Raw genomic sequence first — 24,666 nt, 5'->3', positions numbered from 1 at the left:
GGGTTAACTGTTAACTACGCCGGGCTATTCCTGCCCGATGGGGTAGTACGCCTTGCGGCCGTCGGGGTACACGCCCTCTACCAGCGCGCCCGAGCTTTCGCGGGCCTGGTCGAGGAAGTTTTTCACGTCGGCAGGCTTAGTTACCTGGTTTTTGTCGATGCGGGTGATGATAAAGCCATCGGCCATGCCCGTCTCGCGGAAATTGCTACCCTTAATGCCGCTGATTTTGGCTCCACCCTCCAGGCCCAGCTTGGCCAGGTCGCGGGGCTCCACGGCCGCAATGGTAGCGCCCTCGTACTTGATGGAGGCCGCCATGGCATCCTCGCGCACAATGCCCGTGGTGCCCGTGGCGTTGCGCAGCACAGCCTCGGCCAGGCCGGCGGTGCCACCCCGCAGGTAGCTCACCTTAATCTTGTCGCCAGGCCGGAAACGGGCCACCTGCTCCTGCAGCTGCGACGAAGTATTCACGGCCACGCCGTTGATTTGGGTAATGATGTCGTCCTTTTTTAGGCCGGCCTGGGCAGCGGCGCTGCCGGCCGTCAGGCCCTGCACGTACACGCCGTTCAGAGTGTTCAGCTTCTTCTCGGAAGCCAGCTTGGCATCCACTTCCTGAATCTGCACGCCGAGCAGAGCGCGCTGCACCACTTTGTATTTCAGCAGGTCATCGACCACCTTGCTAGCCAGCGAGCTGGGAATGGCGAAGGAGTAGCCCTCGTAGCTGCCCGTGTGCGAGGCAATGGCCGAGTTGATGCCAATCAGGTCACCGTTGAGGTTCACCAGGGCCCCGCCCGAGTTGCCGGGATTCACCACGGCATCGGTCTGGATGAACGACTCGATGCCCATGTTGTCCTTGCGGCGCAGAATGTCGATGTTCCGGCCCTTGGCCGAAATGATGCCGGCCGTCACGGTCGAGTTCAGGTTGAAGGGGTTGCCCACGGCAAGCACCCACTGGCCCACTTTCACGTCGTCGGAATTGCCGTACTTGATGAAGGGCAGGTTGTCAGCCTTCACTTTCAGCACGGCCAGGTCGGTGTTAGGGTCGGCGCCCACCAGCTCCGCTTCAAACTTGCGCTTGTCGTCCAGCACTACCTCAATCTTGGAGGCTTTGTCGATAACGTGGTTGTTGGTCACGATGTAGCCGTTGGCGGCGATAATCACGCCCGAGCCTGAGCCCTGGCCCCCACCCTGCGGCTGCTGGCCATGAAACTGCTCCAGCTGGTCGCCAAAAAACTGGCGCAGAAAAGGGTCCATCTGCTGCTGCTGCTGGCGCCGGTCGACAGCCGGTGCGGCATATTCGGTCATTACGTGCACCACGGCCGGAGTTGCAGCGGCGGCGGCGGCCACAAAGTTCAGGCCCTCGGGCACGGCGTAGGGCGTGCTCTTCATCTCGGAAGTATAACGCACCTGGGGGTCGGCGGCTACGGACTGAGGTGCCACGGGGGCGGGCTCGAGCAGCTTGTATCCCCCCACGGCCACGCCCCCGCCAAGAATGGCGGAACCGAGCAGGCCGAGCATCATTTGTTTTGCTTGCATGGGTAAGGGAAAAAATTGAAAAAAGGTTGAATGGGTGAACTGGAGAACTAGTCTAACATCAGCCGAATGAAAACCGAATGAGTCCGGCAAGGTTATTTTCGGCTTAACGCGGAAAAGATTCGCTTTCGCGTGACAAGGTTGCTTTTAGCAGAAAACAGGCCAAACCAAGCTTATCAGCAGCACAACGCTGGCGGCGGCAAAAAAGGCACCCCGAGAGGTACCTTTTTTTCATATATCATCCCGCGCTTAGCGAATTGCGATGTGCTGGGTGGTCACTTTTTCCATGTCGAAGGGCAGCGTTATGCGTAGAATGCCGTCGGTCAGCTCGGCGGCAATGGCCTTCACATTCACCGTTTCGGGCAGGCGGAAGGTGCGCAAGAATTGGCCGTAGCTGGTTTCGATGCGGCGGAATTTAGGCGTGGCCGGAGCCTCGGGAGCTGCCTCGGCGGGCGTGGCTTCGTTATCGTTGGCTGCAGCTTCCGTAGCGGGAGCAGCGGCTGCTTTAGCAGCAGCGGCCGGGCTAGGCCGGGTGCCAGACACCACAAGCTGACCGTCGAGGAAGTCGAGGGTGACGGCTTCTTTTTTCACGCCGGGCAGGGCCAGGTGCAGTTCAAAGCCAGCAGCGGTTTCGAGGATGTCGGCGGCGGGTACGAAGGCGGGGGTGGCCGGCGCGGCGGCCGTTTGCGGCTCGCGGAGCATGTCGGCCAGCATAGCGCTCAAAACGCGGCTGGGACGTAGGGAAGGGCGGTTGTTATAAAGCAGCGTTGCTATTGATATTAGGACTTACGCAGTTGAAACACTAACAAACTGAAAAACAGCAATATAACAAATATGCGTCTTGAATGCAAGTCGTTGATTTTCAGGTTACATAGCTTTTGAAGTGCGTAAGTCCTAGATATATAGAATGTTATAGGGAAGTGATAAAATCACAGCCGCCAGGCGGCACACCTTACTTCCCTTAAATTCTATACCAACCAGTTTATGCGCAATTTTTAAGACAATTTGTCTTATTATGATATATTATGAAATTATTAAATAATTATGTTAATGACAAAATCATCCAATAAAGCTATTCAGAACACTATTTAGCCCGAGTTGAAGCCTAAAATTTTGTCATCATCGCTGGGTTATTATTCCGGTACCGGCGGAATCTGAGCGGAACCGTTAGGCATATTCCATCATACTTCTCCAGTATCGGAATGACCGTTCTGGCTTAGGCTAAAAAGCACGTCATGCAGAGCGGAGCGAAGCATCTTTACCGCAGTAGCAACTGATTACTGTTGCGGTAAAGATGCTTCGCTCCGCTCTGCATGACGTGCTTTCTGGATAGGTTCTTAGTGCTGCGTGGGCAGTTGCTGGCGGGTTTCGGCGCTTTGGCCCTGAATGATGGTGAAGCGTAAATCGAGGCCCAGCACCGGGGTTACGGCATTAAGCTTGCCGCCGGAGGTCTGGACGCCCTGCGCGTTGTACTGGGGCAGCGTGACCAGGTAGTTGGTCTGATAGGCAAACCAAGGCGTGAAATCGAACAAGCCCGCCACGCGGAAGCCCACCTCGCCGCGCAGGCTGGTGAACTGGATAAACCGCTCGTCGGGGTCGGTGTCGGCTTTGAGGAGGCGAACGTGGGTGTCGGCCTCATAGCTCAGGCGGGGGCGCAGGGCAAAGCCGCCGGTGCCGACGGGCAGCAGCTTTTCGAGGTCGACACGGAGGCGGGCGTTGGTTTGGCTTTTGGCCCCGGTGGCGCTGGGAAAAACGCGCTCCAGGCTCAGGCGCTGGCCGAAGGTGAGTGGGCCGAGGGGGCTCCGGTGGCGCAGCAGCACTTCGGGTATCAGCAGGTAGTCTTTGCTGCTGGCGGTGAAGTAGCCGAGGGTGCCGCCCAGACTCCAGTGCTCGCTCAGAAAATGCTCGTAGGCCAGGTTCAGGCGCTGCTCATCGAAGCCCAGCACGCGCTTAGGTTCGGCCCCGAGCAGGTGGTTGTTATCGGTATTTTGCTGGCCGTGCGCGGTCAGGAGCAGGTAGTCGTTGCCGGGCAGGGCCAACTCGGCCTGCACTTCGGGCCAGAGCTGCAGGCCGGAGATGGAGCGGCGCGTTTGGGCGGCGGCGGGCTGGGCCAGCAGGGCGGCCAGCAGCAGGAAGCAGGAGAGAAATCGATTCATGAGGGAGAGGTACCGTGGACGCTGCGAGTCCGCGAATGGTGTATCGAGGATGGAGCAACCGACGCGCGGACTCGCAGCGTCCACGGTACGAGTCTACTGCCCCAACTCCTTTATTGCCAGCCAGGCCATGAGGCCGGGGCCGGTGGTGAGCGCCTGCTCGTCGATGTCGAAGGTGGGCGTGTGCACGGAGGCGGCGAAGCGGCCATCGGCGTGGCGTGTGCCAAGGCGGTAGAAGCAGGCCGGTGCGGCCTGCGAGAAGTAGGCGAAGTCCTCGGCGGCCATCCACTGGTCGAGCTCCACTACGTTTTCGGGGCCGAGGTACTCTTCGGCGGCGGCGCGTACGCGGGCCGTGAGGGCGGGCTCGTTTTCCAGGTACGGGTAGCCCACCCGGATTTCGAGCTCGCACACCGCGCCCATGCTGTCGGCCAGGCCTTCGCAGAGCTTGCGCAGGTGCTGGTGGGCCTCGGCGCGCCATTCCTCATTCAGGGTACGGAAGGTGCCTTCGATGTACACTTCGTTGGGAATAACGTTGGTGGCGCCGTTGGCAATGACCTTGCCGAAGCTCAGCACCGAGGGGATTTTGGGGTTGGCGCGGCGGCTCACAATCTGCTGGGCGGCCACGATGATGTGGGCGGCCACCAGCACGGGGTCAAGGTTCATTTCGGGCATGGCGCCGTGGCCACCCTTGCCCTTGATGGTGAGGTAGAGCTCATCGGTGCTGGCCATGTAGCGGCCGGGGCGCAGGCCAATTTTACCGGCCGGCAGGTGCGGAAATACATGCTGCCCAAGGACGTGGCCCACGGCCGGATTCTCCAGGACCCCCTCCTTTATCATCAGCGACGCGCCCCCGGGCAGGCGCTCCTCGCCGGGCTGAAACATGAGCTTCACAGTGCCTTTAAACTCGCCTTTCAGCTCATTGAGGATGCGGGCCGCGCCCAGCAGCGAGGCCGTGTGCACGTCGTGCCCGCAGGCGTGCATCACGCCGGGGTTGGTCGATTTGTAAGGCACGTCGCTGGCTTCGGTGATGGGCAGCGCATCCATATCGGCCCGCAGGGCAATGGTGGGGCCGCCAGGCAAGCCTTCGATGAGGGCCACCACGCCGGTATTGGCAATGGGCTGCGGCGTGAGGCCCAGCTTCGTCAGCTCCCGTGTAACGAAGGCGGCGGTGTTCACTTCCTCAAAGGAAAGCTCGGGGTGCGCGTGCAGGTGCTGGCGCAGGGCTACGGTATCGGCAGCGTGGGCAACGGCGAGCTGCTGGATGCGGGGGATGAGGGTGTCGGACATGGGCGAGATGGACGTTGGGCGGGCAAACTCCCCTCCTTACCAAGGAGGGGATGTTCGAGCCAAAAGCTCGGACGGGGGTGGTTAGGGGCGTTGGACGAATTGCATCGGTATTGTTTGGGCTGGCTGTCCGGATATCATCCAACGCCATAACCACCCCAATTTCAGCTTCGCTGAAATATCCCCTCCTTGGTAAGGAGGGGAGTTTTTGTTCTTTCCTCTACCTCCCCTACGGGGTCTTGTTCAGAAGCACTTGCGTGGTTTCGAGCTCCAGCTTGGGGGTGAGACCACGCAGGCGGGCCATGGCGCGGGCAGCCTCCAGCTTGGTGAGGTAGTCGCCGATATAAAGACGGTAGACCGGCGATTTGAAGGTAATGTAGTCCGTCTCATCGGGGTAGCGGCCGATAATGGCGCGCCGAATGGCCATCACCTGGTCGCGCTCCAGGCCGAGGTACACCAGCAAGCGGTAGCCCTGAGCATACTTCACGTTCTGGTTGGTGAAGGCCTGGTCGCGCAGGCGCTGCTCTACCGGGGCGTTGACGTGGTTGGTGGGCAGCACGGTTGTTTTGGCGGGCGCGATGGCCGCGATGGGCGTGACTTTGGGCGCGGCAAACGCGGGGCGATACTTCGTCACGTCCTCGGCGGGTAGAGCGGGCGCGGCAGCGGTTTTTTTGAGCGTGGTATCGACGGGCGCGCTGGCGCGGGGGGCCTGCGGGGTAGTGCCGGCGCAGGCCGTAAGCCCGAAAAGCAGGGAGGCAACGAGCATCTTAGGCAGCATTCGGTTCATCGGTTTCAGCAATCATGGCCAGGCTATTGGATGCGCCGATGCGGTCGGCCCCGGCCGCCACCAGGGCCAGCGCGGCTTCGCGGGTGCGGATGCCCCCGGCGGCCTTGATGCGTACGGTATCGGGCAGTACGCGGCGCAGAAGCGCAGTATCGGCCACCGACGCGCCCCGGCTGGCAAAGCCGGTGGAGGTTTTCACGAAGTCGGCCTCGCCTTCCACGCACAGGCGGCAGGCCAGTATAATCTCCTCCTCCGTGAGCAAGGCCGTTTCGATGATAACCTTGAGCAGGGCCTGATGGACGTGGCACAAATCGGCCAAATCCAGAATTTCGGCCTGAATGGCGTCAGCCTTGCCCGATTTCAGGGCCGAGATGTTGATAACCATGTCGAGCTCCGTGGCCCCGTCATAGAGCGCCACTTCGGCTTCCTTGAACTTCACAGCCGAGGTGGCGTAGCCCAGCGGAAACCCCACCACAGTGCAGATGCCCACCGCCGTACCTTCCAGCTTAGCCGTAGCCAGGGCCACGTAGCAGGGCGGTACGCACACCGTGGCGAAGCCGTGGGCGGCGGCCTCTTCGCAGAGCTGAATGATTTGCGCTTCCGTGCAATCGGGGCGCAGCAGGGTGTGGTCGATTCGGGCAGCGAGGGTCATGGGGCAAAGGTACGGCGGGCAGTAGTGCTGGCGTTGGCCTACACCTTACGCTTTGCCCGTACTTTTGGCCAAAGCTCCGCTCCTCATGGAAAACGACATCAAGTTCCTGCGCATCCAGAATTTCAAGTCCATCAAGGACGTCACGCTCCACCCCCGCCGCGTGAACCTTATTATCGGCGAGCCGAATGTGGGCAAATCAAACCTGCTGGAAGCTATGACGCTGCTGGGCGGCATCACCTACGAGCAGACCGAGAAGTTTATGGGCAGCTTCATACGATACGAGGAGCCCCGGCAGCTGTTTTATGATAATCTGGTGGGGAATACAATTAAGGTGGAGACGGATAGGGATGTGGCAGTTTTGCTGTTTGAAAGTAAGAGTAAACAGTTTGAATATTTGTTTTGCGATAAGGAACTTCATAACGAACTGCTTAAACGTTTCCCTCCCACAACTAGCAATAGAAGCACTTTGGCTAGTCATGCCAGTGTATTATCCAAGATTCCTTTTGAGCATATAAAACTGGAAATGCATAATGGGTTTGCTGCTAAAAACATCCTTTATACAACATTCAATAACGCAAGCTTTTCCAGCGTTAAAATCAAATCAGACTTTACTGATTTTGGTGCCAATCTCAATACAGGCTCACTTCCGCGCAATTACGCATTTATAAAAAACACTTTCATTAACCAAGAGACAGGTGATGCTTATCTAAACCCGCCTAGTGGCAATAATTTAATCGAAATCATCCAAGCTTACACCCTGTTACGGGCAGAAATTGCGCAAATGTTCGAGCGCTACGGCCAGAAGCTCCAGCTTCGCATGGACGAGCGCCGCCTCGAAATCATCAAGGACCAGGACGGCATTATCTACTCCTACCCCTATTCCAGCGTAGCCGATACCCTGCAACGCATCATATTCTACCTCGCGGCCATCGAGAGCAACGACGACGCAGTATTGCTGTTCGAGGAGCCCGAGGCCCACTCCTTCCCGGTGTATGTATCGAAGCTGGGCCGGCGCATCGTGGAGAGCACCAATAATCAGTTTTTCATCGACACGCATAGCCCCTACCTCATCACTGAGATACTGGAAACGATGCTCACCGACGACGCGCAGGCCGGCGAGCTGGCCATGTTTGCGGCCTACTACGAGGACCACCAGACCAAGGTGCATCAGCTCAGCGACGAGGAAATTCGCAGCATCCGCGCCGATGGCATCGATGTATTCTACAACATGAAGCGGTTCACGACCGGCGCGGCCTCCAATGCCTGAAAACGTCCTGTTCGTACCCGAGTGCCACGTCGATACCGCCCTCACCCGCATCCTCCTCGCCGACCGGCTCACCTTCATCAATCACCAGCACGGCATCTCCAAAGTAGCCAACGTGCTAAGCCAGCAAGCCGAGTCGGGCCGCGGGCGCTTCGTAGTGGGCATAGTGGATAAGGACAAGAAGTTCGCCGACGTGAAGTATCTGCGCCCGTTTGCCAACTCTCGGCCCGTGGCCGCCCGCCTCGGCCCCGACTGCCGCTATTGCATCTACCAGCACCCGGCGCACGCCAATCATTACCTCATCGTGATGGAGCCGGCCTGCGATACCTGGATATTCGAAGCCGCCCACGCCGCCGGCCTGTCCCCGGCTGACTTCGGTCTGCCCCCCACCCTATCGGCTTTCATCGAGCTAATGAAAGACGAAGACGCCGAAGACAACCCGCGGCTGATTCGCCTGCTCTGGGCCATTCAGCTAGCCCAGCCCGCTGCCTACCGCGAGCTGGCCGAGTTCGTGGCCGACATCATGGACCAGAACAGCAGGCTCTGGCAGTAGCGCTAACCGAAAAAAAGGCGGCCTCCCCAGTGGGAAGGCCGCCTTTTTCAATTTAGAACCGGACTGGGAACTAGTCCACCAGCACGGCGCGGCCGCTTTCCACGTCCTGCTCCACAGACTTGTATTTCACGTCGCGCTTCACGGTGCCGTCCATGTATTGCACGTTCACTTTATCGTTGCGATTGGCTATTTTTTGGCTGCGCACAGGCACTTGCTTCTCGGCTACCTGGGGCGATTGGTAATCGGGGCCGATATCTTCGGGGCCGGCCCCGAGCGAGTCGAGGTTGCTCTCGTGCTCCACGGTGAGCTGGGGCTGGGGCTCCTCGTCTTCGAGGTAGTAGTCCTGCTCCTCGTTCGTGCCCACGGCACCTTGCTGTACCGGCACGTCGGCGTGGAAGAGGAAGGCCGTCGTCTCCTCGTTCACCTTGCCAATCATGCGCTTAAACAGCTCGAAGCTCTCGAACTTATACACCAGCAGCGGGTCTTTCTGCTCGTACACCGCGTTTTGCACCACCTGTTTCAGGTCGTCCATCTGGCGCAGGTGCTGGGTCCAAGCAGTGTCAATTACGCTTAGCACCACCACTTTCTCCATCTGGCGGAGGATGTCGTGGCCGCCGGTAGCCTGGGCGCGGCGCAGGTTGGCAATGGCCTGAATCTGCTTCTTGCCGTCAGTGAAGGGCACGGCGATGTTCTCGTAGGGCGCGCCATTGCTCAGCAAGTCGTTCACCAGCGGCAGCGAGTTACTGGCGATGTGCTCGTTCTTGCTCTGGAAGTAGCCCAGGGCCTCGTCGTACAGCTTCTGGGTCAGGGCCGGCACCTGCAGGCTGGTCAAATCCTGCGCCGAGAGGTAAGTATCGTAGCCGAATACCTTAATAACGTTCAGCTTGAAATCCTCGAAGTCGCCCGTGATTTTGTGGCCGGCGGCGATGTCCTCGCTCACGTCGTAAATCATGTTGAGGATATCGACTTCCATGCGGTCGCCGTGCAGGGCGTTGCGGCGGCGCTTATACACCACTTCGCGCTGGGCGTTCATCACGTCATCGTACTCCAGCAGGCGCTTACGCGTGCCGAAGTTGTTCTCCTCCACTTTCTTCTGGGCGCGCTCGATGGAGTTAGTAATCATCGAGTGCTGAATCACTTCGCCCTCTTCCATGCCCATGCGATCCATCAGCTTGGCAATACGGTCAGAGCCGAACAGGCGCATTAGGTTGTCCTCCAGGCTCACGAAGAACTGCGAGGTGCCGGGGTCGCCCTGGCGGCCGGCACGGCCCCGCAGCTGGCGGTCTACCCGGCGACTTTCGTGGCGCTCGGTGCCGATGATGGCCAGGCCACCCGACGCCTTAGAGGTTTCGCGCAGCTTAATGTCAGTACCCCGGCCGGCCATGTTCGTGGCGATGGTTACGGTGCCAGGGTAGCCGGCGGCGGCCACAATCTCGGCCTCGCGCTGGTTTTGCTTGGCATTGAGCACCTGGTGCTGGATACCGCGCAGCTTCAGCATGCGCGACATCAGCTCGGAAATTTCTACCGACGTGGTACCTACCAGCACGGGGCGGCCGGCTTCTACCAACTTCTGAATTTCTAGGGCCACGGCATTGTATTTCTCACGCACCGTTTTGTACACCTGGTCGTCGGAGTCCTGGCGCGAAATCACCCGGTTGGTGGGAATCACCACCACGTCGAGCTTGTAGATTTCCCAGAATTCGCCGGCTTCGGTTTCGGCCGTACCAGTCATGCCGCACAGCTTGTGGTACATGCGGAAGTAGTTCTGCAGCGTCACGGTAGCGTAGGTCTGGGTGGCGTCTTCCACGCGCACATTTTCCTTGGCCTCGATGGCTTGGTGCAGGCCGTCGGAATAGCGGCGGCCTTCCATGACGCGGCCGGTCTGCTCGTCCACGATTTTCACCTTGCCGTCGTCGGTCAGGATGTACTGGTCGTCTTTCTCAAACAGCGTATAGGCTTTCAGCAGCTGGTTCACGGTGTGCACCCGCTCGCTTTTTTCGTTGTAGTCGCTCATCAGCTTTTCCTTCTGCTGGAGCTTGTCTTCGGCGCTGAGGCCGGTGTTCTTCTCGATGTCGGCAATGGCCATGCCGATGTCGGGCATGATGAACAGCTGCGGGTCTTCGCCCTGCGCCGTAATCAAATCCAGGCCTTTTTCGGTCAGTTCAATCTGGTTGTTCTTCTCGTCAATGGTGAAGAACAGCGTTTCATCAGCCTTGGGCATCTGGCGCGAGTTGTCGGCCAGGTAGTGGTTCTCGGTAGCCAGCAATATGGCGCGGATGCCGGGCTCCGAGAGGTACTTGATGAGGGGCTTGCTCTTGGGCAGGCCGCGGTGGGCGCGGAACAGCATGAGGCCACCCTCGCCGTTTTTGTCGCCCGGCTCCACCCCGGTTTTACCGGCTGCAATCTGCTTGCGGGCTTCCACGAGGTAGGCCTGCACCACCTTTTTCTGCTCATCCACGATGCGCTGGATGCGCGGCTTGAGCTGGTAGAACTCGTGCACATCGCCGCGCGGCACCGGACCCGAGATGATGAGCGGCGTCCGCGCATCGTCAATCAGCACGGAGTCCACTTCGTCGACCATCGCGAAATGGTGCTTGCGCTGCACCAATTCTTCGGGGTCGCGCGCCATGTTATCGCGCAGGTAGTCGAAGCCGAACTCGTTGTTGGTGCCGTAGGTAATGTCGGCTTGATAGGCGGCGCGGCGCTCCGGCGTGTTGGGCTGGTGCTTGTCGATGCAGTCCACGGTGATACCGTGGAATTCGAACAGCGGCGCGTTCCATTCGGAGTCCCGCTTGGCCAGGTAGTCGTTGACAGTAACAAGGTGCACCCCGCGCTTCGACAGCGCATTTAGGAACGAAGGCAACGTTGAAACCAGCGTTTTACCCTCACCCGTGGCCATTTCCGAGATTTTACCCTGATGCAGCACCACGCCGCCAATCAGCTGCACGTCGTAGTGCACCATGTCCCAGACGATTTCGGCGCCAGCAGCCAGCCATTTGTTACTCCAGATGGCCTTATCGCCCTCGAAGGTCACATTGCCGTGCGTGGTGGCATATTCGCGGTCGCGGTCATTGGCGGTTACCACGAGCTGGCCGTTGTCTTTGTAGCGGCGGGCGGTATCCTTCACAATGGCGAAGGCCGTCGGCAGCACCTCCAGCAGCACCGCTTCGAGGTCCTTGTTGCGCTGCTTTTCCAGCGCGTCAATCTGCTCGAATAATACTTCCTTCTGCGCCACGTCCAGCTGCGGCTGGGTGTCGATTTGCTGATGCAAGCCGGCAATCTGCCCGTCGAGACCGGCGAGGCGCTCGGCAATGCGAGCGCGCACAACATCGGTCTGGTCGCGCAGCTGGTCATCGGTCAAACCGGCCAGTTTGGCATATTCGGCATTAATCAGCGCCACGTAGGGCACGATTTCCTTTAAATCACGCTCCGACTTGGAGCCGAATATTTTGGCGACGGTCTTGCCTAGGAAGTCAAACATCAGGTAGTTTTTATAGCGAAATGCGTTTGCGCGCACCTCAAATTTACGGAGCGTTCTGCTAAAACCATCCCAAAACAAAAAGCCCCGCCAAATTGACGGGGCTCGCTCAGTAGCGTGGACTCTGCGAGTCCGCTTCTTGCCGCCATGCGGCGAATGGTCGTTGTAGGGATTTGCGCGACGGTTGGAGTCCGCATTCGCCGCTGCGCGGCGAGACGCGGACTCGCAGAGTCCACGCTACGGCTACTCTTGCTTCGGCGAGCGGCTTATCAGCTTCTCGACCAGCGCGGTGCTGCCGGAAATGGCGGGCAGGACGGGCTTGCTGACGTTTTCCTTCTCGGTCAGTTTCTTGTAGAGCGTTAGGGCCTGGGCCACCACCTGGTCCATGTTGTAATACTTATAGGTGGCGAGGCGACCGACAAAATGCACGCCCGACGTTTCGTCGGCCAGCTTCTTGTACTTGCTGTACAGCTCGGCATTTTCGGGCATCGGGATGGGGTAGTACGGGTCGCCTTCGGCCTGCGGGTATTCGTACACAATGGCCGTTTTGGGGTGCTCCTGGCCGGTGAGGGCCTTGAACTCGGTGATGCGCGTATAGAGGTTGTCGTTGGGGTAGTTCACCACGGGCGCGGCGAGGTGTTTCTCCTTGTTCAAGGTTTCGTGCCGGAATTCGAGGGAGCGGTAGGGCAGCTTGCCGAACTTGAAGTCGAAATACTCATCTACCGGACCGGTGAAAATCATTTCCTTAAAAGGAATGAAGTCCATGATTTCGTGGTAATCCGTGTTCAGCATCACCTTGATATTTGGGTGGTTGAGCATGTTCTCAAACATCCGGGTGTAGCCGTGCAGGGGCATGGCCTGATAGGTGTCGGTGAAGTACCGGTCGTCGCGGTTAGTACGGGTGGGCACGCGGCTGGTCACGGACTTATCGAGCTGCGAGGGGTCGAGGCCCCACTGCTTATTGGTGTAGTTCTTAAAGAATTTGTTGTATAGCTCGCGGCCTACTTTGCTCACCACCACGTCTTCCGACGTCTTGATGACATCGACCTGCTCGGCTACGGAGGCGAAGAATTCTTCCACCTCGAAGCTGGTCAGGTTCAGGCCGTAGAGCTTGTTGATGGTGTCGAGGTTGATGGGCATCGGCACGTGCTGGCCATCCACGGAGGCGAGCACGCGGTGCTCGTAGGGACGCCAGTCGGTGAAGTTGCCCAGGTACTCGAACACGTCTTTTGAATTGGTGTGAAAGATGTGCGGGCCATACTTGTGCACCAGAATACCGTCCTCGTTGTAATGGTCGTAGGCGTTGCCGGCAATGTGGCTGCGCTTGTCAATTATAAGGACTTTTTTGTTGCTGCGGGTGGCCAGCCGCTCGGCCAGCACGCTACCGGCAAAACCGGCTCCAACGATGAGGTAATCAAACATAGTGCAGGGTATGGAAAGCAGTAAGAAGGGAGCGTTATATATTTTTATTTTAACTAACTGATAATCAGAATTTATGCGTGTTTCGGAGGCACGCTACGCCAGCTTGCGGCGGCTTGGATCCGTCCATTATGACTACCAACAGGCTAGACGATGGGCGGCAGCGTTACTTCCGATACTTTGGTGGGCATGAGCGGCACACCGGTCATGGTGGTGGAAGCATCGGGCTTTTTGGCACCCAGGCGCGCCTGCATCAGTTTCACCATCTGCTGCCAGGTCTGGTCCCAGGAAATGGTGGCCAGGTAATCATCGGTGCGCTGCCGCCAGTCGGCGTCGGTGCGCTGGGTGAGGGCCTTGGCGATGGCGGCGCCGAAATCGGCGGCGTTATCGGCAATGTGCACCAGCTTGAGGTCGCCGTAGGGCCGCACCACGTCGCGGATGGGCGTGCTCACTACGGGGTTGCCGGCGGCGAGGTATTCGGGCGTTTTGGTAGGCGAAATAAACTTCGTGCTTTCGTTATCAGCAAACAGCAGAGTGGCTACGTCCCAACCCTTTAAATAGGCAGGCAGTTCCTTATAATCCTTGCCGCCGAGGTAATGCACGTTGGGCGTGCGCGGCAGGGTAGCCGGGTCAATCTTCACCACCGGGCCGATGATGACAAACTGCCACTCGGCGTGGTTCTGCGCCAGCTCGCGCAGCAGCTCAATATCCAGCCGCTCGTCCACCACGCCGAAAAAGCCGATGCGCGGGTGCGCAATGCCGGCCTGGTCGACGGGCTCGGCCATGGGGCCCCGCGCCTGGCCAAAATGGGCTTTGTCGATGCTGCTCGGGAAGGGGTGCGCGTCGGGGTGCTGCTTGCGCTTGGCTTCGTAGAGCGTGTGCCCGCCGGTGAACACCAGGTCGGCTTTGGCGAAGAGCTCCTGCTCGCGCTTTTTGAGCTCGGGCGGGGCAAACTTGAAGGCCGCCAGCTCGTCCATGCAGTCATACACGGTGAGCTTGGGCGTGAACTGGCGCGACTTGCCCAGGGCCATGGGCGTGTAGTACCAGAACACGTAGTTCGTGACGCTCTGCTCGGCAAAATAGTGACTCAGGACTTCGAACTGGGCCTGGTCGGCGGCGGCTTCGTCTTCGCGCAGGCGCGCGGGCAGGTGCACCACCACCACTTTCACGCCGTTGTCGCGAAGCTTGATTTCAACGTGCGGCTCAACCAGGTTGTCGTTGTGACAGAAAGCGTCTTCGACATAAAACACCCGGCCGTATTGGGCAAAGCGCGACAGCAAGTGCTGGGGGCGCTGCCACACGAAATCCCAATGCAAGTGCGCAAAGCACACCAGGTCGGGCAACGTATAAGGGGCGTTATTTTCGGCAGCTGATTCGCTGGGCCGGGCAGCGGTGGCAGAGGCGCGCAAAAGCACTTCCACCGTCGAAGAAGGGGGCATGAAACTTAGCAGGAAAAGGGGTTTCGCGCCGCGCCGGAGGGACTCTCTACCTACGCAGCCGCAACGCTTGCAAGCGTATACGTAGCCCTTCGGCCAAAGGATATACCCCGGCTTACTTTGCTAAGCACCTACTAACGCTACACGCTATCAGGCTAATATAAGTTTATCATATATTTTATATCCCGGCATAAAGCTGGAGCAGGCACTGCCATTCCACGGCATCCTGCCAGCCGGTGGCGGTGCGCAGCCAGCCGTGCCGAATGCCCACGCGCCGAAAGCCAGCGGCCCGAAACAGCTTCAAACTCGCGGTATTATCAGTGCCTACAGTCGCGTAAATCTGGTGCAGGCGCAGCAGCTGGCGGGCGTAGTTTTTCAGCAGCTCCAGGGCCTGGCGGGCATAGCCGTGGCGGCGCTCGCTGGCCAGAATGGTGATGCCCACACCCGCCCGCAGGTGCAGCGGGTCGAAGTCAAAAAGGTCCACCACACCCACGGCAAGGCTACCTATCTCAGTAGTAATCACCAGCCGCAGCTGGCGCACTACGTAGAAATCCGCGCCGGCATGCGCCAGGTATTCGCGCAGGGCGTGGCGCGACACCGGCGCCAGCGTATCCGACACGCCCCAGATGTCGGGGTCGTTTTCGAGGGCGTAGAGGAATTCGAGGTCGTCGGGTTCGAGGGCGCGCAGGTGCATGGTGGGGCAAAGGTATTGGGCGGTGGGGTTGTGGCGGGACGTTCTCGCGTTTAAGATTAAAAAAATAAATTGCACACAATCAAACATTACACAACCGTTATCCGTTTACCTATTCGAAACCCCATGGCAACTCCTCCTGAACCGTCCGCTAAGAACTCACTGCTGAAGCTAGAAAACCAGCTGTGCTTCCCGTTCTATGCCGTTTCGCGGCTGCTCACCAAGGCCTATCAGCCGCTGTTGCAGGCTCTCGACCTTACCTACCCGCAGTATCTCGTGTTTCTGCTGCTATGGGAGCACGAGAAGCTCACGGTGAAGGAGTTGGGTGAAAAGCTGCTGCTCGACTCGGGCACGCTCACACCGCTACTCAAGCGCATGGAGCAGAAGCAGTGGCTCAGCCGCCGCCGCGACCCGCGCGACGAGCGGTCGGTTATCATCGCGCTGCTGCCGGCAGGCCGGGCCCTCGAAGCCCGGGCCGACCAGATTCCGCTGCTCATGCTCGACAAGATGCAGATGTCGGAAGGCGAGATAACGGCCCTGCGCACCCACCTAACCCATTTACTTACCCAGTTGGCTTAGCGGCTAGCGCTTAACTTTTTTTCTTACCCAATCCGATGAAAATCGAAAAAATCTTCACTGCCCAGGCTTTGGCCAAAGGCGGCCGCGACGGCCACATTAGCTCCAACAACAACGTTCTTAACCTGACCCTGAGCACGCCCAAAGAGATGGGCGGCCCCGGCAAAACCGGCGCTACCAACCCCGAGCAGCTGTTTGCCGCCGGCTACGCAGCCTGCTTCGAAGGCGCGCTGGGCGTGGCCGCCCGCCAGGCCAAAGTGCGCCTGGAAAACGTGACCGTGGAAGCCCTCATTGGCTTCGGCCAAGCGGAGGACGGCGGCTACGGCATCTCGGCCGATTTGCACGTAAACCTGCCCGGCTTCGAACAGAAGCAGGCCGAGGAGCTGGTGGAAGCCGCTCACGGCATCTGCCCCTATTCGCGCGCTACCAAAGGCAACATTGAGGTGAGCCTTACCACCACGACCAACGCCTAAGCACGCTGGCTTTCGGGCCGGCCAGATTGAAATAGCCGTGCCGCCACCACGCTGGCACGGCTATTTTTTATTCGCTGAACTCACTACCTTATTCCTATGAAAACGCAAGCCATTCTGCTCGCCAGCCGCCCCCAGGGCGAGCCCACGGCCGAGCAATTCCAGTTCGAAACCCGCGAAACGCCTGCCCTTGCCGCCGGCCAGGTGCTGCTGAAAACGCGGTATGTGTCCGTCGACCCCTACATGCGGGGCCGGATGAGCGCGGCAAAATCGTACGTGGCACCGTTTGAAGTGGGCCAGCCGATTGCGGGCGGTGTAGTAGCCGAGGTCATTGAAAGCCAAAGCCCGGACTTGGCCGTAGGCACCACCGTAGTGGGCAACCTGCTTTGGCAGGAATTCAGCGTGGCCGATGCCAAAACACTGAACCCCGTGCCGGTAGATAAAGCCCCTGCCAGCTACTTCCTGGGCCTGCTGGGCATGCCCGGCCTCACGGCCTATTTTGGCCTGCTCGACATCTGCCAGCCCAAGGCCGGCGAAACGGTGGTGGTATCCGGCGCGGCCGGGGCCGTGGGCCTGATTGTGGGCCAGCTGGCCAAAATTCAGGGCTGCCGGGTGGTTGGCACGGCGGGCTCCGACGAAAAGGTGGCCCACCTCAAAGCCCTGGGCTTTGACGAAGCCATCAACTATAAAACCACGCCCGACATTGCCAAAGCCCTGGCCGCCGCCGCCCCCAACGGCGTGGACTGCTACTTCGACAACGTGGGCGGGGCCATCACCGACGCCGTGTACGACCTGCTGAACAAGCACGCCCGCATTGCCCTATGCGGTCAGATTTCGACCTACAACGCTACCGAAACGCCCACCGGCCCCCGCCCCGAAGGCAAGCTCCTGAAAACCAGCACCAAGCTGCAGGGCTTCATCGTGAGCGACTACTACAGCCGCTGGCCCGAGGGCGTGGCCAAGCTCACGGAGTGGTACGCCGCCGGCCAGCTGAAAGGCGAGGAAACCATTACGGAAGGCTTCGACCAGATTCCGGCCGCTTTCATGGGCTTATTTAAGGGTGAGAACACCGGCAAGGCCGTGGTAAAAGTGGCGTAATCAGCACATAGCCTAATAGGCGGTCATGCTGAGCATTCTGCGCATCAAGCAGAGACCGAAGCATCTCGCGTGCCACCACTAATCCTTTTCTCGCGAGTGAGTTACTGCCACACGCGAGATGCCTCGGCTGCGCTCGGCATGACGTTCTCAAAGCGTTTCAACATCATCCAATCCCCCACTATCCCATGTCCTCCAACAAATCCATTATCTGCGTAGCGGCCCACTTCCAGGCCCAGGCCGGCCAGGAAGAAACCGTGCGCCAGCTGCTGTTACAAGCCGCCGCCGCCGTGCGGGCCGATGAGCCCGGCAACCTGGTGTACACCGCGCACCAGGACCCGAAAGAGCCCACTAAGTTCTTCATCTACGAGCAATACGCCGACCAGGCGGCCCTCGAAGCCCACCGCGACTCGGCCCACTACCAAGAGCTGGTGGTGAAGCAGATAGGGCCGCTGCTGGCCGAGCGCGCCGTCACTTTTTACCAGCTGCTGGACTAACGCCGGCCGCTCTTTTTTTTCATTACCACTAAAACCCAGATACCATGAAAATTGCAATGATTTTGACCTCGCACGACGAGCTCGGCAACACCGGCCACAAAACCGGTTTCTGGCTCGAAGAATTCGCCGCGCCTTACTACACCTTCATCGATGCCGGCGCTGATGTTACGCTCGCTTCGCCCAAAGGCGGCCAGCCGCCCCTCGACCCCAAAAGCGACGACCCCAGCGCCCAGACCGATGCCACCAAGCGCTTCAAGGCCGACACCGCCGCCCAGCAAGCCCTGGCCAGCACGGTGACGCTCGACACCATCAAGGCCGAAGATTTTGACGCCGTGTTCTACCCCGGCGGCCACGGCCCCCTGTGGGATTTGGCCGAAGACAAGAAGTCCATTGCCTTCATCGAAGCCATGTACAACGCCGGCAAGCCGGTAGCCGCCGTGTGCCACGCCCCCGGCGTGCTGCGCCACGTGAAAGCCGCCAACGGCGAGCCGCTGGTGAAAGGCAAGTCGGTAGCCGGCTTCACCAACACTGAAGAAGAGGCCGTGCAGCTGACCAACGTAGTGCCTTTCCTGGTGGAAGACATGCTGAAAGAAAACGGCGGCCAGTACTCGAAAGGCGCCGACTGGCAGCCCTACGTCGTATCGGCCGGCAACCTGATTACGGGCCAGAACCCCGCCTCGTCGGAGAAAGCCGCTGAAGAGCTGCTGGCGATGCTGAAGAAGTAGCCTCACGGTTAACCTCACCCCTGCCCCCCTCTCCCGCAGAGAGGGGGCACCGGTTCGGAGCAGGAATAAAACGAAAATAGCCCGGCGCATTGCGCTGGGCTATTTTCATTAACGGCTTCATCTGTCTGGAGCAAAGCCGGTGCCCCCTCTTTTTTGGAGAGGGAGGTCAGGGGGTGAGGTGACCCGCCTTACACCTCCCCGCCGAAAACCCGCACCGCCGGGCCACTCAGCCACACGTTTTCGAAGCCACCATCGGGACGCTGCTCGAAGCTTACTTCCAGTTCGCCGCCCATGGTTTGCAGGCGCACGGGCGAGGCCGCGCCGCGTTGCGAGGCGGCCAGGGCCACGGCCGTTACGCCGGTACCGCAGCTCAGGGTTTCGTCTTCCACGCCGCGCTCGTAGGTACGCACGGGCCAGGGCTGGGCGGGGTCGACGGGAATTTCCACGAAGTTGACGTTGGTGCCGGCCGGGTCGTAGGCCGAGTCGTGGCGGATGTCGTGGCCGATGCCGTACACGTCGAAATCTACCAGTTTTTGACCGCCTTCAGGGTCGAGGAAATGAATGTGGTGGGGCGAGCCGGTGTGCAGGAAAACGTCGGCCTCCCCTACCCCGGCTTTCTGGGCAGCGGCTACATCAATCATGCGCAGGCGCACAGTGCCGTCGGGCTCCACGCGGGCTTCGTGGGGGCCATCCACGGCCAGAAAATGGGTTTCGTCGCCGATGAGGCCGAGGTATTTGGCAAAGGCCACGGTGCAGCGGCCGCCGTTGCCGCACATGGAGCTGGGGCGGCCATCGGCGTTGAAGTACACCATTTCGAAATCGAAATCAGGCTTGTTGCGCAGCAGAATCAGGCCATCGGCCCCAATGCCGAAGCGGCGGTCGCAGAGCTGGGCAATCAGCGGCTGGTCGGTTTCATTGAAAGCATGGACACGGTCGTCAATCATGACGAAGTCATTGCCGGTGCCCTGGTATTTATGGAATTGCATGATGCAAAAGTAATGAATGGCCCTGGCGTCGTCGCCCCCCGTGTGCGCCTCATGGGACCCCTGTGGGGCACGGCCCGCGTCGCCCTAATCCTCAATCTTAGCGCGGCGCTTGATGCGCGACTCCCAACGCTTGCGCTTGGGCGCGATGCTGCCCCTCAGGTATTTCTCCATCACCATCACGGCGCAGGGGGCGGCGGCGGTGGCCCCGAAACCGGCATTTTCGAGGTACACGGCCACGGCAATGCGCGGGTTGTTGGCGGGGGCGAAGCCGACGAAGGTGGCGTGGTCGTCGCCTTCGTCGTTTTGCACGGTGCCAGTTTTGCCGGCCACGGTGATGCCTACATCAGCCAGACTGGAGGTTTCGGCGGTGCCACCACGCTGCATCACGGCAATCATGCCGGGGACGAGGGCGGCCAGGTTGGCGCTATCGACCAGGGTGTAGTGCTTTTTGGTGAAGCGGGGCAGCGGGCCGCTGTCGCCCACGCTGCGCACCAGGTGCGGCCGGATGTACCAGCCCCGGTTGGCGATGATGGCGGCCATATTGGCCATTTGCAGGCCGGTGAGATTGATTTCGCCCTGCCCGATGCTGAGCGAATAAATGGAACGGTAGGTCCAGTGCGTGGTGCGGCGGACCTTGTCGTAGTAGGCCGGGGTGGGCAGGAAGCCGGGGGCTTCGTGCGGCACATCCACGCCCAGCACGGAGTCGAGCCCGAAGGACCGCACGTAGCGGCGCCACTGGGCCAAGTTGGCGTGGCGGGCGGCCACGGTGTCGGTGGCCAGACTGTCGGGCACGCGGCTGATGATATTGCGCATCACCTGGTAGAAATAGGGATTGCAGCTGTACTGCAGGCCTAGGGTGAGGTTTTTACCGGCCGGGTGGTGGTGCACGCAGCTGATGAGCGACTGGTCGCAGCGAAAGCCGGTTTGGGGCGTGATAGCTCCCAGCTGCAGGGCCACGGCGGCATTCACGAGCTTAAAAACCGAGCCCGGCGGGTTGGCCAGCATGGCGGGCCGGTTCATCAGGGGCATGTCTTCGCTTTCCAGCAGCTTGGCGCGCACGCCGGCCTGGTCGGGCGCGGTGAGGGTGCGGGCCGAAAACGTGGGGCCTGATACGAAGCAGAGAATTTCGCCGGTGCGCGGGTCGAGGGCTACGAGGTAGCCCTTGCGGCCGCCAATCAGGCTTTCGGCATAGGCCTGCAGCCGGGCATCGAGGCTCAGATGGAGGTCCTGGCCTTGCTGAAACGCGGTGTCGGCGGCCCAGTTGCCGCGCTCCTGGCCCGTGGAGTCGAGGAGCGGGTGCCGAATGCCGCGGCGGCCGTTGAGCAGGCCGTTGTAGTAGCTCTCGACGCCACCGTTGCGCAGGCGGTAGAACCGGCCCCGACGGTAACGTTGGGCCGAGCGCAGGAAAGCCTGCGCCTGGTCAGCGGCGTAGCCAAGCACGGGTGCTCCCGTGCTCGTGGTATAGGTGCGCATGGTTTGCTGCGTGAGCCTGAGCATGGGCCACTCCTTCTGGCGCTTGCGTATTTTTTCGGCTTCCGCGTTGGTAAGCAGCAATTTCACGCCTCCCTTGGGGCGGGCGCCTTCGTAGGGCAGAGCTGCGCTAATGCGGTGCCACAAGGCACTGTCGCGCCAGCCCAGCAGGCGGTTGAGGCCGGCGGAGTCGAGCGGCGGGCGCACCGGCAGGGTGAGCAGGTACACCGGCCGGGTGGCCACCAGCACGGAATCGTTGCGGTCGAGCACGCGGCCCCGCCAGGGCGCTTCCGATACGTCGCGGCGCGGGGTGAGGGGCCCCAGGGAGGAATCCGGCACCAGCACCTCGGCCTGCTGCGCCGGCGATGAACAGGCCGTCAGCATCAGCACGCAGGCAACGAGGCAGGTTTTCCAGGGGGCAAGAGTCATTAACATCTGCTAAAACTAGGCGGTACTCGCAAGGTGGGTCGCTACTTTTCGATGAACACTGCCAACGGCCTTTCAGAAGAGGGGTAATTGCCAAGTATCCACCTTTGGGTATTCATAATGTTCACGAAGTGGCCTGCGCCTGTTGAGACGCAAAATGTCGCGCGCAGATTTTAGTACCCGCTGCATTTAACAACCACGGCGGCTACCACGGCCACGGCGAGCAGCGAGCCCAGCCGCAGGGCCAGGAATACCCAAGCCGGTAATTCAGGGTCTTTACGAATTTTAAACATCTGATTTTACGCTGAAGTAGTTTGCTTATGAATCACTGCTTAACAACGAACAACCGACAACTAGCCGGAAGCTGGTTGTACCCCTATACGGCCCCAAACCCCAAAAGGCTCGGAGCGGGTTACTACCCAATTAGCCGACCCTGCCGGGCACGGCCCCTACCTTTGCGCGCTCTATGTACGATTTCCTCACCACCTCGCCCTGGCCCGACTACGAGCTAATTGATTCCGGCAACTTCCAGAAGCTCGAACGCTTTGGCCAATACATCCTGGCCCGCCCCGAGCCGCAAGCCATCTGGGACCCGCACTTGCCCCTCAAGGAATGGGAAAAGGCCGATGCGGCCTTCGCCCGTGCGCCCGGCTCCACCGAAAAGGGCCAGTGGCGCCTCAAGCCCGACATGCCCGAGCAGTGGGTCATTGCCTACGAGCGGCCCGATGGCCTGAAGCTGAAATTCCGCCTCGGCCTGTCGTCGTTCAAGCACGTCGGCCTGTTTCCGGAGCAGGACCCCAACTGGCAGTTCATCTATAATCAGACGAAAAAGCGCCGCGCCAAATTGCCGCGCGTGCTCAACCTGTTTGCCTACACGGGCGCGGCCACGCTGGCCGCCCGCGCCGCCGGCGCCGATGTCACGCACCTCGATTCGGTGAAGCAGGTGAACTTCTGGGCCCGCGACAACATGGAAGCCAGCCAGCTCGACGGCGTGCGCTGGCTCGTGGAAGACGCCATGAAGTACGTGCGGCGCGAAGTGAAGCGCGGCAGCAAGTATCAGGGCCTCATCCTCGACCCGCCCGCCTACGGCCGGGGCCCCAACGGTGAGAAATGGCAGCTCGAAGACGAGTTGAACGAAATGCTCAAGCTCAGCCAGCAGCTCCTCGACCCAGAGGACCATTTCTTTGTGGTGAACCTGTACTCGCTGGGCTTCTCAGCCCTGATTCTCGATAATCTGACTACCGCCATTTTCCCCGGCGAGAAGGCCGTGCGCGAGCTGGGCGAGATTTACCTGCACGATGCCGGGCAGCGCAAGCTGCCGCTGGGCACGTTCTGCCGGTTTGCCGTGTGAGGCAAACTTTAGCTTGCCGTTTTGGAAAAAAAGATGTTAAAACACGGCAGGCTAAAGCTTACCTCACGCGCTTATTCATCCACAGCTGAAAAATGAGCGCCCCGGCCGCGTAGGCCAACACGTCTGCCGGGTCGGCCACGGCCTGGGCCGACCAGAGCGGCAGCAGGCCTTCGAACCACAGCGCTACGCCGGCCCAGGCGGCCAGCACCCAGGTGCCGGGCAGCGTGGCCCCACGGCCGTACACGGTTTGGTGTGCGGCCAGGGCCAGGCTGAGCATTAGGGGGAGAAAAAGCACATCGTTCAAGTACGACGCCAGCCCGGCCGGCAGCGCCAAGTGCAGCCAGTGCTTGTTTAGCTGGTAGCCGCCGTAGAGCAGGGCGCTGCCTAAAAACAAAGGGTGGCGAAGCACGGCCGGCACCCGCATATCAGGCCGCCAAGGCGGTTACCAGCCACACAATAAACCCCAGAATGGCCACGAATAGCAGCTGCCCGCCCCGCACAATAGTCTTGAAAAACCGCACCAGGCCGCCATCTTCGGGGTATATTTCCACGAGCTGAATGCCCCCGCGCAGGTGCTCCGTAGCCGCGCGCTGCCGGGTTTCCTCGTGCGTGCGTGGGTCCAGCAGCTTGCCGCAGTGTTCGCAGCGGTCGGTGGCTTGCTGCTGCCAGTGCGACCACTGCTGGCAGACCGGACACTTCTTCGTTGAAATAAAATTTTTATCAGCCATCGCTCTTTCTTTACGTAGGAAGCAAGCGCATGTTTAGGGTGCTTCGGCACAGGCCCGTCGTACCCTTCGTTGCCATTGCCATATTTTCTTCTCAATGCATCACGCCCATCCTCACCCCCGCCGCCTTGCCCTGATTGATATGGGCACCAACACTTTCCACCTGCTTATTGTGGAAATACCCACCACGCCCGGCCAGAAACCGGTGGTCGTGCTGCGCACCAAAGCGGGCGTACGCCTGGGCGAGGGCGGCATCAGCCAGGGCATCATCGCCCCGGCGGCCTACGACCGCGCCCTGCACACGCTGGCCGGCTTCAAGGAGGAAATGGAGCTGCACTCCGTGACGGAGGTGCGTGCCACCGCCACCAGCGCCATGCGCGTCACGAAAAATGGTCCCGATTTGGTGCGCGACATTTTCGAGCAAACCGGCATTCAGGTCAACGTCATTTCTGGCGAGCGCGAGGCGGAGCTCATCTGCCAGGGGGTGCGCCAGGCCGTGGATTTGGGGAAGGAATCGCAGCTGATAATGGACATCGGCGGCGGCTCGGTGGAGTTCATCATTGCCAACCAGACTACCATTTTCTGGAAGCAGAGCTTCGAAATCGGGGCTCAGCGCCTGCTGGATATGTTCTTTCCCGACCCCAGCGGCGTATTTCCCGCCGCCGCCGTCGAGGCCGAGCAGCAGTACCTCGGCACAATGCTCACGCCGCTCATCGAAGCCGTGCGGCAGTACCGGCCGGTGGGCATCGTCGGCGCATCCGGCAGCTTCGACAGCCTGGCCGACATGCAAGCTGGCCAGTTGCGTACTGAGGCCGAGCTGCCGCCCTGCACCGAGCTGGCGCTGGAATCCTTCCAAAGCAGCTACCGCCACCTGCTCGGCGGCAACCACGAGCAGCGCAAGGCCCTGCCCGGCATCCTGCCCATGCGGGCCAATATGATGGTGGTAGCCACCGTGCTAATTGATTTCGTGCTGGGCATCACGGAAATTACGCGGATTCGTGCGTCGGCTTTCGCACTGAAGGAAGGGGTTTTGGCGGAGATACTGGCCGTATAATTTACTTTGAGCGTCATACCGAGCGCAGCGAAGCATCTTTACCGCCA

23 protein-coding genes are annotated in these 24,666 nt (G+C 60.3%); 9 read left to right on the top strand and 14 right to left on the bottom strand.

Annotated elements, in window-relative coordinates; genetic code table 11:
• Positions 1–24 precede the first annotated feature (24 nt).
• From KQ661_RS06975 to deoC, 6 genes are all read right to left on the bottom strand, one after another.
• The gene (locus KQ661_RS06975) at positions 25–1,533 is read right to left on the bottom strand and encodes a S1C family serine protease (protein WP_226915747.1); all 1,509 of its coding nucleotides are present in this window, start codon (positions 1,531–1,533) and stop codon (positions 25–27) included.
• A 246-nt stretch (positions 1,534–1,779) separates the two neighbouring features.
• A complete protein-coding gene (locus KQ661_RS06970) occupies positions 1,780–2,244 on the bottom strand; it encodes an Hsp20/alpha crystallin family protein (RefSeq protein ID WP_216685991.1) in 465 nt (154 codons plus the stop codon).
• Between the two features lie 623 nt (positions 2,245–2,867).
• Positions 2,868–3,686 (bottom strand): hypothetical protein, encoded by an 819-nt coding sequence (locus tag KQ661_RS06965; protein ID WP_216679954.1) that lies wholly within the window; start codon positions 3,684–3,686, stop codon positions 2,868–2,870.
• A gap of 93 nt (positions 3,687–3,779) precedes the next feature.
• Complete coding sequence (locus tag KQ661_RS06960; protein ID WP_216679953.1) at positions 3,780–4,970, bottom strand: M20 metallopeptidase family protein; 1,191 nt, start codon at positions 4,968–4,970, stop codon at positions 3,780–3,782.
• Positions 4,971–5,196: 226 nt separating this feature from the next.
• A complete protein-coding gene (locus KQ661_RS06955) occupies positions 5,197–5,733 on the bottom strand; it encodes a sporulation protein (RefSeq protein ID WP_216679952.1) in 537 nt (178 codons plus the stop codon).
• Position 5,734: 1 nt separating this feature from the next.
• The gene (gene deoC, locus KQ661_RS06950) at positions 5,735–6,403 is read right to left on the bottom strand and encodes a deoxyribose-phosphate aldolase (protein ID WP_216679951.1); all 669 of its coding nucleotides are present in this window, start codon (positions 6,401–6,403) and stop codon (positions 5,735–5,737) included.
• A gap of 85 nt (positions 6,404–6,488) precedes the next feature.
• Here deoC and KQ661_RS06945 point away from each other — a divergent pair, with 85 nt between their 5' ends.
• Together KQ661_RS06945 and KQ661_RS06940 are read left to right on the top strand one after the other, a co-directional pair.
• Positions 6,489–7,670 carry an AAA family ATPase gene (locus KQ661_RS06945; RefSeq protein WP_216685990.1) on the top strand — a complete coding sequence of 394 codons (1,182 nt, stop codon included), beginning with the start codon at positions 6,489–6,491 and terminating at the stop codon, positions 7,668–7,670.
• Positions 7,663–8,220: a hypothetical protein gene (locus tag KQ661_RS06940; RefSeq protein ID WP_216685989.1), complete on the top strand. Its 558-nt coding sequence runs from the start codon at positions 7,663–7,665 to the stop codon at positions 8,218–8,220. Before KQ661_RS06945 ends, KQ661_RS06940 begins: the two co-directional genes overlap by 8 nt.
• 70 nt (positions 8,221–8,290) lie before the next feature.
• Here the strand turns inward: KQ661_RS06940 and secA are convergent, their stop codons facing one another.
• From secA to KQ661_RS06920, 4 genes are all read right to left on the bottom strand, one after another.
• Positions 8,291–11,701 carry a preprotein translocase subunit SecA gene (gene secA, locus KQ661_RS06935; RefSeq protein ID WP_216685988.1) on the bottom strand — a complete coding sequence of 1,137 codons (3,411 nt, stop codon included), beginning with the start codon at positions 11,699–11,701 and terminating at the stop codon, positions 8,291–8,293.
• A gap of 240 nt (positions 11,702–11,941) precedes the next feature.
• Positions 11,942–13,120 carry a UDP-galactopyranose mutase gene (glf, locus tag KQ661_RS06930; RefSeq protein WP_216679946.1) on the bottom strand — a complete coding sequence of 393 codons (1,179 nt, stop codon included), beginning with the start codon at positions 13,118–13,120 and terminating at the stop codon, positions 11,942–11,944.
• A gap of 143 nt (positions 13,121–13,263) precedes the next feature.
• Positions 13,264–14,556, bottom strand: coding sequence for a glycosyltransferase family 1 protein (locus KQ661_RS06925; RefSeq protein ID WP_216685987.1), 1,293 nt, complete (start codon positions 14,554–14,556; stop codon positions 13,264–13,266).
• 175 nt (positions 14,557–14,731) lie between these two features.
• On the bottom strand, positions 14,732–15,247 hold the full coding sequence (locus tag KQ661_RS06920) for a GNAT family N-acetyltransferase (protein WP_216685986.1): 516 nt from the start codon (positions 15,245–15,247) through the stop codon (positions 14,732–14,734).
• A gap of 123 nt (positions 15,248–15,370) precedes the next feature.
• Here KQ661_RS06920 and KQ661_RS06915 point away from each other — a divergent pair, with 123 nt between their 5' ends.
• From KQ661_RS06915 to KQ661_RS06895, 5 genes are all read left to right on the top strand, one after another.
• Positions 15,371–15,823 (top strand): MarR family winged helix-turn-helix transcriptional regulator, encoded by a 453-nt coding sequence (locus KQ661_RS06915; RefSeq protein ID WP_216679943.1) that lies wholly within the window; start codon positions 15,371–15,373, stop codon positions 15,821–15,823.
• Between the two features lie 35 nt (positions 15,824–15,858).
• Positions 15,859–16,293, top strand: a complete 435-nt coding sequence (locus KQ661_RS06910; RefSeq protein WP_216685985.1) for an organic hydroperoxide resistance protein — start codon at positions 15,859–15,861, stop codon at positions 16,291–16,293.
• Between the two features lie 96 nt (positions 16,294–16,389).
• Positions 16,390–17,388, top strand: coding sequence for an NADP-dependent oxidoreductase (locus KQ661_RS06905; protein WP_216679941.1), 999 nt, complete (start codon positions 16,390–16,392; stop codon positions 17,386–17,388).
• A 185-nt stretch (positions 17,389–17,573) separates the two neighbouring features.
• Entirely contained in the window at positions 17,574–17,882 is a 309-nt protein-coding gene (locus KQ661_RS06900) for a putative quinol monooxygenase (protein WP_216679940.1), read from the top strand.
• Between the two features lie 44 nt (positions 17,883–17,926).
• Entirely contained in the window at positions 17,927–18,607 is a 681-nt protein-coding gene (locus KQ661_RS06895) for a type 1 glutamine amidotransferase domain-containing protein (protein ID WP_216679939.1), read from the top strand.
• 188 nt (positions 18,608–18,795) lie between these two features.
• Here the strand turns inward: KQ661_RS06895 and dapF are convergent, their stop codons facing one another.
• Together dapF and KQ661_RS06885 are read right to left on the bottom strand one after the other, a co-directional pair.
• Positions 18,796–19,593, bottom strand: a complete 798-nt coding sequence (gene dapF / locus KQ661_RS06890; RefSeq protein ID WP_216685984.1) for a diaminopimelate epimerase — start codon at positions 19,591–19,593, stop codon at positions 18,796–18,798.
• 84 nt (positions 19,594–19,677) lie between these two features.
• Positions 19,678–21,492, bottom strand: coding sequence for a peptidoglycan D,D-transpeptidase FtsI family protein (locus KQ661_RS06885; protein WP_216679937.1), 1,815 nt, complete (start codon positions 21,490–21,492; stop codon positions 19,678–19,680).
• 463 nt (positions 21,493–21,955) lie between these two features.
• Between KQ661_RS06885 and KQ661_RS06880 the strand changes: the two genes are divergently transcribed.
• Positions 21,956–22,840 carry a class I SAM-dependent methyltransferase gene (locus tag KQ661_RS06880; protein ID WP_216679936.1) on the top strand — a complete coding sequence of 295 codons (885 nt, stop codon included), beginning with the start codon at positions 21,956–21,958 and terminating at the stop codon, positions 22,838–22,840.
• Positions 22,841–22,898: 58 nt separating this feature from the next.
• Here the strand turns inward: KQ661_RS06880 and KQ661_RS06875 are convergent, their stop codons facing one another.
• Both KQ661_RS06875 and KQ661_RS06870 read right to left on the bottom strand, forming a co-directional pair.
• On the bottom strand, positions 22,899–23,249 hold the full coding sequence (locus KQ661_RS06875) for a hypothetical protein (RefSeq protein ID WP_216685983.1): 351 nt from the start codon (positions 23,247–23,249) through the stop codon (positions 22,899–22,901).
• A 16-nt stretch (positions 23,250–23,265) separates the two neighbouring features.
• Positions 23,266–23,568 carry a hypothetical protein gene (locus tag KQ661_RS06870; protein ID WP_216685982.1) on the bottom strand — a complete coding sequence of 101 codons (303 nt, stop codon included), beginning with the start codon at positions 23,566–23,568 and terminating at the stop codon, positions 23,266–23,268.
• Positions 23,569–23,662: 94 nt separating this feature from the next.
• Here KQ661_RS06870 and KQ661_RS06865 point away from each other — a divergent pair, with 94 nt between their 5' ends.
• On the top strand, positions 23,663–24,619 hold the full coding sequence (locus tag KQ661_RS06865) for a Ppx/GppA phosphatase family protein (RefSeq protein ID WP_216679933.1): 957 nt from the start codon (positions 23,663–23,665) through the stop codon (positions 24,617–24,619).
• Positions 24,620–24,666: the final 47 nt, after the last annotated feature.

It is taken from the genome of Hymenobacter siberiensis, assembly GCF_018967845.1.
GTDB lineage: Bacteria > Bacteroidota > Bacteroidia > Cytophagales > Hymenobacteraceae > Hymenobacter > Hymenobacter siberiensis.
The sequence above is the reverse complement of the archived record's forward strand: the minus strand, read 5'-3'. Positions and strand labels throughout refer to the sequence as shown.

Excerpts from the sequence above, each read along its gene's own strand:
- KQ661_RS06965 (WP_216679954.1), bottom strand. The coding sequence starts at position 3,686 with ATGAATCGATTTCTCTCCTGCTTCCTGCTGCTGGCCGCCCTGCTGGCC.
- KQ661_RS06955 (WP_216679952.1), bottom strand. The coding sequence starts at position 5,733 with ATGCTCGTTGCCTCCCTGCTTTTCGGGCTTACGGCCTGCGCCGGCACT.
- KQ661_RS06910 (WP_216685985.1), top strand. The coding sequence starts at position 15,859 with ATGAAAATCGAAAAAATCTTCACTGCCCAGGCTTTGGCCAAAGGCGGC.
- KQ661_RS06975 (WP_226915747.1), bottom strand. The coding sequence starts at position 1,533 with ATGCAAGCAAAACAAATGATGCTCGGCCTGCTCGGTTCCGCCATTCTT.
- KQ661_RS06900 (WP_216679940.1), top strand. The coding sequence starts at position 17,574 with ATGTCCTCCAACAAATCCATTATCTGCGTAGCGGCCCACTTCCAGGCC.
- KQ661_RS06915 (WP_216679943.1), top strand. The coding sequence starts at position 15,371 with ATGGCAACTCCTCCTGAACCGTCCGCTAAGAACTCACTGCTGAAGCTA.
- KQ661_RS06895 (WP_216679939.1), top strand. The coding sequence starts at position 17,927 with ATGAAAATTGCAATGATTTTGACCTCGCACGACGAGCTCGGCAACACC.
- secA (WP_216685988.1), bottom strand. The coding sequence starts at position 11,701 with ATGTTTGACTTCCTAGGCAAGACCGTCGCCAAAATATTCGGCTCCAAG.
- KQ661_RS06940 (WP_216685989.1), top strand. The coding sequence starts at position 7,663 with ATGCCTGAAAACGTCCTGTTCGTACCCGAGTGCCACGTCGATACCGCC.
- KQ661_RS06885 (WP_216679937.1), bottom strand. The coding sequence starts at position 21,492 with ATGACTCTTGCCCCCTGGAAAACCTGCCTCGTTGCCTGCGTGCTGATG.
- dapF (WP_216685984.1), bottom strand. The coding sequence starts at position 19,593 with ATGCAATTCCATAAATACCAGGGCACCGGCAATGACTTCGTCATGATT.
- KQ661_RS06920 (WP_216685986.1), bottom strand. The coding sequence starts at position 15,247 with ATGCACCTGCGCGCCCTCGAACCCGACGACCTCGAATTCCTCTACGCC.
- KQ661_RS06960 (WP_216679953.1), bottom strand. The coding sequence starts at position 4,970 with ATGTCCGACACCCTCATCCCCCGCATCCAGCAGCTCGCCGTTGCCCAC.
- KQ661_RS06905 (WP_216679941.1), top strand. The coding sequence starts at position 16,390 with ATGAAAACGCAAGCCATTCTGCTCGCCAGCCGCCCCCAGGGCGAGCCC.
- deoC (WP_216679951.1), bottom strand. The coding sequence starts at position 6,403 with ATGACCCTCGCTGCCCGAATCGACCACACCCTGCTGCGCCCCGATTGC.
- KQ661_RS06870 (WP_216685982.1), bottom strand. The coding sequence starts at position 23,568 with ATGGCTGATAAAAATTTTATTTCAACGAAGAAGTGTCCGGTCTGCCAG.
- KQ661_RS06865 (WP_216679933.1), top strand. The coding sequence starts at position 23,663 with ATGCATCACGCCCATCCTCACCCCCGCCGCCTTGCCCTGATTGATATG.
- KQ661_RS06945 (WP_216685990.1), top strand. The coding sequence starts at position 6,489 with ATGGAAAACGACATCAAGTTCCTGCGCATCCAGAATTTCAAGTCCATC.
- KQ661_RS06880 (WP_216679936.1), top strand. The coding sequence starts at position 21,956 with ATGTACGATTTCCTCACCACCTCGCCCTGGCCCGACTACGAGCTAATT.
- glf (WP_216679946.1), bottom strand. The coding sequence starts at position 13,120 with ATGTTTGATTACCTCATCGTTGGAGCCGGTTTTGCCGGTAGCGTGCTG.
- KQ661_RS06925 (WP_216685987.1), bottom strand. The coding sequence starts at position 14,556 with ATGCCCCCTTCTTCGACGGTGGAAGTGCTTTTGCGCGCCTCTGCCACC.
- KQ661_RS06970 (WP_216685991.1), bottom strand. The coding sequence starts at position 2,244 with ATGCTGGCCGACATGCTCCGCGAGCCGCAAACGGCCGCCGCGCCGGCC.